This is a genomic window from Serratia sp. (in: enterobacteria) (assembly GCF_046715635.1).
In the GTDB taxonomy this organism is placed as follows: domain Bacteria; phylum Pseudomonadota; class Gammaproteobacteria; order Enterobacterales; family Enterobacteriaceae; genus Chania.
In genome coordinates this window covers 1-6,369 of record NZ_JBKJYW010000171.1, presented here as the reverse complement: position 1 = coordinate 6,369, position 6,369 = coordinate 1, and the positions used below count along the sequence as shown (strand labels likewise).

Annotated in this window: 6 protein-coding genes and 1 pseudogene; 6 read left to right on the top strand and 1 reads right to left on the bottom strand. The window is 51.1% G+C overall.

The features are described from left to right. The 3 genes from ACLQ7H_RS08540 to nrdG form a co-directional block, all read left to right on the top strand. Nucleotides 1-502: substrate binding domain-containing protein (locus tag ACLQ7H_RS08540; protein WP_411752293.1), on the top strand; the 502-nt coding region annotated here is incomplete at its 5' end. Nucleotides 503-813: 311 nt separating this feature from the next. Further along, a complete protein-coding gene (nrdD, locus tag ACLQ7H_RS08535; RefSeq protein ID WP_411752292.1) occupies nucleotides 814-2,952 on the top strand; it encodes an anaerobic ribonucleoside-triphosphate reductase in 2,139 nt (712 codons plus the stop codon). A gap of 198 nt (nucleotides 2,953-3,150) precedes the next feature. Beyond that, on the top strand, nucleotides 3,151-3,615 hold the full coding sequence (gene nrdG / locus ACLQ7H_RS08530; protein ID WP_411752291.1) for an anaerobic ribonucleoside-triphosphate reductase-activating protein: 465 nt from the start codon (nucleotides 3,151-3,153) through the stop codon (nucleotides 3,613-3,615). Here the strand turns inward: nrdG and ACLQ7H_RS08525 are convergent. Then, nucleotides 3,616-3,915, bottom strand: a pseudogene (locus ACLQ7H_RS08525) (resolvase); the annotation flags it as partial. A 455-nt stretch (nucleotides 3,916-4,370) separates the two neighbouring features. Here ACLQ7H_RS08525 and ACLQ7H_RS08520 point away from each other — a divergent pair. The 3 genes from ACLQ7H_RS08520 (at nucleotide 4,371) to phnF (ending at nucleotide 6,344) form a co-directional block, all read left to right on the top strand. Then, nucleotides 4,371-4,559, top strand: coding sequence for a hypothetical protein (locus ACLQ7H_RS08520; protein WP_411752290.1), 189 nt, complete (start codon nucleotides 4,371-4,373; stop codon nucleotides 4,557-4,559). A 72-nt stretch (nucleotides 4,560-4,631) separates the two neighbouring features. Then, nucleotides 4,632-5,078, top strand: coding sequence for a hypothetical protein (locus tag ACLQ7H_RS08515; protein ID WP_411752289.1), 447 nt, complete (start codon nucleotides 4,632-4,634; stop codon nucleotides 5,076-5,078). A 537-nt stretch (nucleotides 5,079-5,615) separates the two neighbouring features. Further along, complete coding sequence (gene phnF, locus ACLQ7H_RS08510; protein WP_411752288.1) at nucleotides 5,616-6,344, top strand: phosphonate metabolism transcriptional regulator PhnF; 729 nt, start codon at nucleotides 5,616-5,618, stop codon at nucleotides 6,342-6,344. Nucleotides 6,345-6,369 lie beyond the last annotated feature (25 nt).

The following is a 6,369-nucleotide window of genomic DNA, read 5'->3' as shown; positions in this document are numbered from 1 at the left end:
GTCGCTAGATGCCCGGGTGGTGAACCTGGTCGGTGAAGGTTTTGATGTGGGCATCGGCAGCCAGGTCGATCCCGATAGCCGGCTGGTAGCACGCCCGCTCTACCCAATGCAGATGCTATTGGTCGCCGCCCCCGGTTACCTTGCCCAGCATGGCACACCGCAGGTGCCAGAAGATCTGCTGCAACACAGTTGCCTGCTGCACCGCAATCCGGACACCGGGCGTAATGTAAAATGGCCACTGGCACACAAAACGCTGGATCTGCATGGCCGCCTGACTGCCAGCAGCCCGGAGATGTTGCTAGATTCCGCGCTGTCCGGGCTGGGCATCGCTTGCCTGTCGCGCTGGCATGTGGAACAGCATTTTGCCCAGGGAACCTTGTTGCCAGTGCTGCAAGATCACTGGCCTAAACCCACACAAATCTGGCTCTACTATGCCTCGGCAGATCTGCCGCCGCGGGTGCGCGTCTGGGTCGATTTTTTACTGGCGCATTTTCGCCGCTAATCGGCATGATGCGATCGCAATCACGCTTTAACGATCTTTCGGATAATCGGCATTTTCCATTCAAGCCGCTGATAGCAAGGGTTACAAATATTCCTGTAACGGGTAACTGTACAGCGTTCAAACTGCTCCCCCCATTCTTTGACCCACGTCAAAAAAAGCGGCACCACACCCATATATAGTGCCCGTAGAGATTCAACCACCTATATGTAGTAGTTATCCACAATATCATCCACACCCTCCGCAGCCCTTGCGCCCTGCGGTTTTGCCCTGTGGATAAGCCGACGCTCCCCCATGGGGACAGGAGTTACAACGTGAAACCAGTAGTGATTAAACGGGACGGTTGCCAGGTATCTTTTGACGAGATGCTGATCAAGCAGGCCATCGAGCGGGCCGCTTTGGCCGCTGAAGTTGTCGATGCTGACTACTGTGCTACCGTCGCCCGCGTGGTCGCTCAACAGATGGAAAATCGACCGCGTGTCGACATCCACGAAATCCAGCAGGCGGTAGAAAACCAGCTGATGTCTGGCCCGTATAAGCAGCTGGCACGTACCTACATCGAATATCGCCACGATCGTGACGTCTCGCGTGAGCTGCGCGGGCGGCTGAACCAGGAAATTCGTGGTCTGGTGGAACAAAGCAACGTCGCGCTGCTCAATGAGAACGCTAATAAAGACAGCAAGGTGATCCCTACCCAGCGCGATCTGCTGGCCGGTATCGTCGCCAAGCACTACGCCAAACAGCATATCCTGCCGCGCGATGTGGTGCTGGCGCATGAGCGCGGCGAAATCCACTATCACGATCTCGACTACTCACCGTTCTTCCCGATGTTCAACTGTATGCTGATCGATCTGAAAGGCATGTTGACCAACGGCTTCAAGATGGGCAACGCCGAGATCGAGCCGCCGAAGTCGATCTCCACCGCCACCGCCGTGACCGCGCAGATCATCGCTCAGGTCGCCAGCCATATTTATGGCGGTACCACCATCAACCGCATCGATGAGATCCTCGCCCCCTTCGTCACCGAGAGCTTCCACAAGCACCAGCAGGTGGCGCAGCAGTGGCAGATCCCGGACGTGGCAGGCTATGCGATGACCCGCACCGAGAAAGAGTGTTACGACGCCTTCCAGTCGCTGGAATATGAAGTCAACACCCTGCACACCGCCAACGGCCAGACGCCGTTTGTCACCTTCGGTTTTGGCCTGGGCACCCGTTGGGAATCACGCATGATCCAGCAGTCGATCCTGAAAAATCGTATCGCCGGGCTGGGTAAAAATCGTAAAACCGCCGTGTTCCCGAAACTGGTCTTCGCCATCCGCGACGGCCTGAACCATAAGTTTGGTGACGCCAACTACGACATCAAACAGCTGGCGTTGGAATGTGCCAGCAAACGCATGTACCCGGACATCCTCAATTACGATCAGGTGGTCAAGGTCACCGGTTCGTTTAAAACGCCAATGGGTTGCCGCAGCTTCCTCGGCACCTATGAAGAGAACGGCGAGCAGATCCACGATGGCCGCAACAATATCGGCGTGATCAGCCTGAACCTGCCACGTATTGCTCTGGAAGCCCAGGGTAACGAAGACCGCTTCTGGCAGTTGCTGGATGAGCGTCTGCTGCTGGCCAAGAAAGCGCTGATGACCCGCATTGCCCGCCTGGAAGGCATCAAGGCCCGCGTGGCGCCGATCCTGTATATGGAAGGAGCCTGTGGCGTGCGGTTGAAAGCCGACGATAATATCGCAGAGATCTTCAAGAACGGCCGCGCCTCGATTTCGTTGGGCTACATCGGCGTGCATGAAACTATCAACGCGCTGTTTGGCGTAGAAAAACACGTGTACGACGACGAGCAGCTGCGTGCCAAGGCCATCGCCATCGTTGAACGCCTGAAAAACGCCACTGAAAGCTGGAAGGAAGAAACCGGCTACGGCTTCAGCCTGTACAGCACGCCAAGTGAGAACCTGTGCGATCGCTTCTGCCGCCTGGATACCAGCGAGTTTGGCGTAGTTGCCGGGGTGACCGATAAGGGCTATTACACCAACAGTTTCCACCTCGACGTGGAGAAAAAGGTTAACCCGTACGACAAGCTGGACTTCGAAGCGCCGTACCCACCTTTGGCCAATGGCGGTTTTATCTGTTACGGCGAATACCCGAACCTGCAGCACAACCTGAAGGCGCTGGAAGACGTGTGGGATTACAGCTACACCCGCGTGCCTTATTACGGTACCAACACGCCTATCGATGAGTGTTACGAGTGCGGTTATACCGGTGAATTTTCTTGTACCAGCAAGGGCTTCACCTGCCCGAAATGTGGCAACCATGATTCGGCAAAAGTGTCGGTGACCCGCCGCGTGTGTGGCTATCTGGGGAGCCCGGATGCGCGGCCGTTCAACGCCGGTAAGCAGGAAGAAGTGAAACGCCGGGTGAAACATCTGGGCAACGGGCAGATTGGTTAACTTTAGCTAGCGGCCCCTCACCCTAACCCTCTCCCACAGGGAGAGGGGACCGAATGTGCCACATCTTAACGACGACATTCGTCCTCAACATTAGCCTAGCTTCAGATTAACTTCTGCATCTGAGCACACCGCTGGGCCTGCTCCCTCTCCCCGTGGGAGAGGGTTGGGGTGAGGGGCAATATAAAAGAACGCAATACTATGAATTTTCACCAGTATTATCCTATCGACGTGGTCAACGGCCCCGGTACCCGCTGCACGCTGTTTGTCGCTGGCTGCGTGCACCAATGCCCCGGCTGCTATAACAAAAGCACCTGGCGGCTGAACTCCGGCCTGCCGTTTACCCAGCAGATGGAAGACCAAATCATTGCCGATCTCAACGACACTCGCATTCCACGCCACGGGCTATCGCTGTCCGGTGGCGATCCGCTGCACCCAGCCAACGTCGCCGCCGTGTTGCAGTTGGTCAAGCGAGTCCATGCCGAATGCCCCGGCAAAGATATCTGGCTGTGGACCGGCTATAAGCTGGATGAACTGGATAGTGAGCAGATGCAGATCGTCGATCTGATTAACGTGTTGATAGACGGCAAGTTTGTGCAGGATTTAAAAGACCCGGCGCTGATCTGGCGTGGCAGCGCTAACCAGGTGGTTCATAAGCTGCGTTAATGTTGATGTCCGTCCGGGTTTCCGACTGGCTTCGATGTGACGCTGTTTCAGTGTCCTAATAGCCACAACCGGCTGCGGGTATTTTCGCGATGGCTCCAGTTCAAAATCCCCTGGTCTTAGTGCAAGTGCTTCATTCAATCTTGCGCCGGTGTTCCATAAAGTATCAAAGTACATGCGCCGAGTTAGATCGTCAAAGTAGCTCAGTAATACGACTACCTCTGGAGCTAGTAGATATTTCTGTAATCCTGCGCCCAGCTGTGCGGCGTGATCACGCATCGATCGGACGGTATCAAGCGACAGGTATCCCTGTCCCTGGGAGGTGTCGCTACATGAATTATGTAAAAGTTCGCGGAGCGGCCACCTGCACAGAACGGGGAAGGGAAGAAGAAGACGGCCAGCCCGATACACTACATATTGTGCGCTGGTCAGCTGCGATCGAAACCAGATGTTAATTTTTTGGGGATGGCCAGGAACGAAATGATCAACAAAGGATGTGAGCAAATAAGCCGTACAAGGCGACATTTTGAGGCAGACAAAGAGCCTCAATTTAGAGGACTGAATTTTTGGCTTGCCAATGACATATAAATAATTAATGAATTCAAACTAAAAAATACATCATATGAATGAAAAATTCGATATTACCCATGCATATCAAACTATAACCTCATTTTTTCGTAAGGCTAGCTTTGACGAATGCATTAGAGATATAATGTTCTTTAGTACCAAATGTCGTATAAATAAAAGGAGCTTGTTTAATGGACTATAGTTATTTTCTTAGACAACACATGCAGGCTGAAAGAAAAATGGCATTATCCCTTGATAAAGGTGTTGAGGGTGTCTATGAGAAAGCAATTGATACAACCGAGGCAATATATGATGGATTTGAAAGGCTTTCTTGGCGAACATCATGTTTCATAGATAAATATGAAGATGTTTGTCAATAAATTAAAATAGAAGACGACCGTTATTTTTATGGTATTTTGGAGTTATTTGGAAAGAGAGATATACTTCTGCATATGCTGATTTTATATGTTGAATTTGTTTTAGATGATGAGGATAGAACCCAAAGAGAAGCTAAATCAAGAACAAGAGGGACAAGTAAATTATTTGCTGCGTTTACGTCTGGAGTGCTAACTAAGAAAGCTATTGCTTATACAATAGGTAAATCTTTATCTGGATCGCCTGAGATTTTAGCCTCAATCAGGAAACAAACATATAAGAAGGGGCCATGGGCTTTAACGGGTGTTGCATTGTATGGGCAAGTTCAAAGAGCTGCTATGGCCGCAAGAAAACTAAGAACGCTTGAACCTCGCTATTATAACATACTATATAATAATAGAATTGAGATGCTATATATATATGTAAATCCAATTATAACGACGTTAATAATGAAGCTTAGAGGTAAACATAACTCTACGCTTGAAGAAAAAATTGAAATTTTAGAAGGGGTAATTGACTTATGATTGTCGAAATATTAGAAATAATAAAAATCATGATTAATTTTGTTTTAAAATACGTTAAACTAATTGTATTTACTATATTCTTTAATTTCCTTCCAACTGCTGTCGTTGTTTTATTGTATTTGCTGTATTTGGCATTTATACCAGAATATAGTGGGAGGTTATTAATAATATCAATTATTGTGGTCTTCTATTTATCTTGGAAGTATATCCCAGATAAGTATACATAAAAAGGCCGTTTTAAACGGCCTTCAATAGTTCCGTATTCAACATCCATAAACGTTAGCACGTTTGTGACAACAAAATAAGCGTTAGTGGCGTTTTTTTTGCTCAATTCATTCGAGTTCTCAGTAACTCTTTCACAGTGCTCAGCCCCATCATCTCCCTGTCCCAAATTGTTCATCAGTTCGCCACCTGCGCGTCACCTGATTGTCATCTACCCCCGGCAACATTAGCCCAACTTTGTTACCGAGTGCCGATCATGAATTCTATCGCCGCTTTTTCGCTTTCTTCCCCAACCGAAGTGCCGAGGTATTGGCTATGACGCACTTATCTAGACATCCGACCAGTTATCCCACCCGATATCAGCAGATTGCCGCCCAGCTGGAGCAGGAGCTGTGCAACCAATACCGTTGTGGAGATTATCTGCCTTCAGAACAACAGCTTGCTGAGCGTTTTGAGGTCAATCGCCATACGCTGCGCCGTGCCGTGGACGAGCTGGTAGAACGCGGTTGGCTGCAACGCCGCCACGGTATCGGCATTTTGGTGCTGCTACGCCCGTATAACTATCCACTGCACGCCAACACCCGCTTCAGCCAGAATCTGTTCGAGCAGGGCAGCCACCCCACCAGTGAGCGCTTACTCGCTGTTTTGCGCCCGTGCAATGGGCATATCGCCAGCGCACTCAACCGTGAAGAGGGCGAAAACATCATCCACCTGCGCACCCTGCGCCGGGTGAACGGCGTTCCCCTCAGCGTGATTGACCACTATCTGCCCGATCTGGACTGGTGGCCCGCGCTGCAACAGTTCCACAGCGGTTCGCTGCACGAGTTTATCCAACAACAGATCCACCAGCCGCTGACCCGCCGCCAGACCCGCATCAGCGCACGGCGTGCCCAAGCCAAAGAGAGCCGCCTGCTGGAGATCGCTACCCATGCCCCCTTGCTCTGCGTGCGCACCCTAAATACCTGTATCGGCAGCGATTTGGTGGCGGAATACTCCGTCAGCCTGGCGCGCGCCGACATGATCGAACTGACGATGGAGCACTGAATGCAATCCTTACAGCAGAGACAAC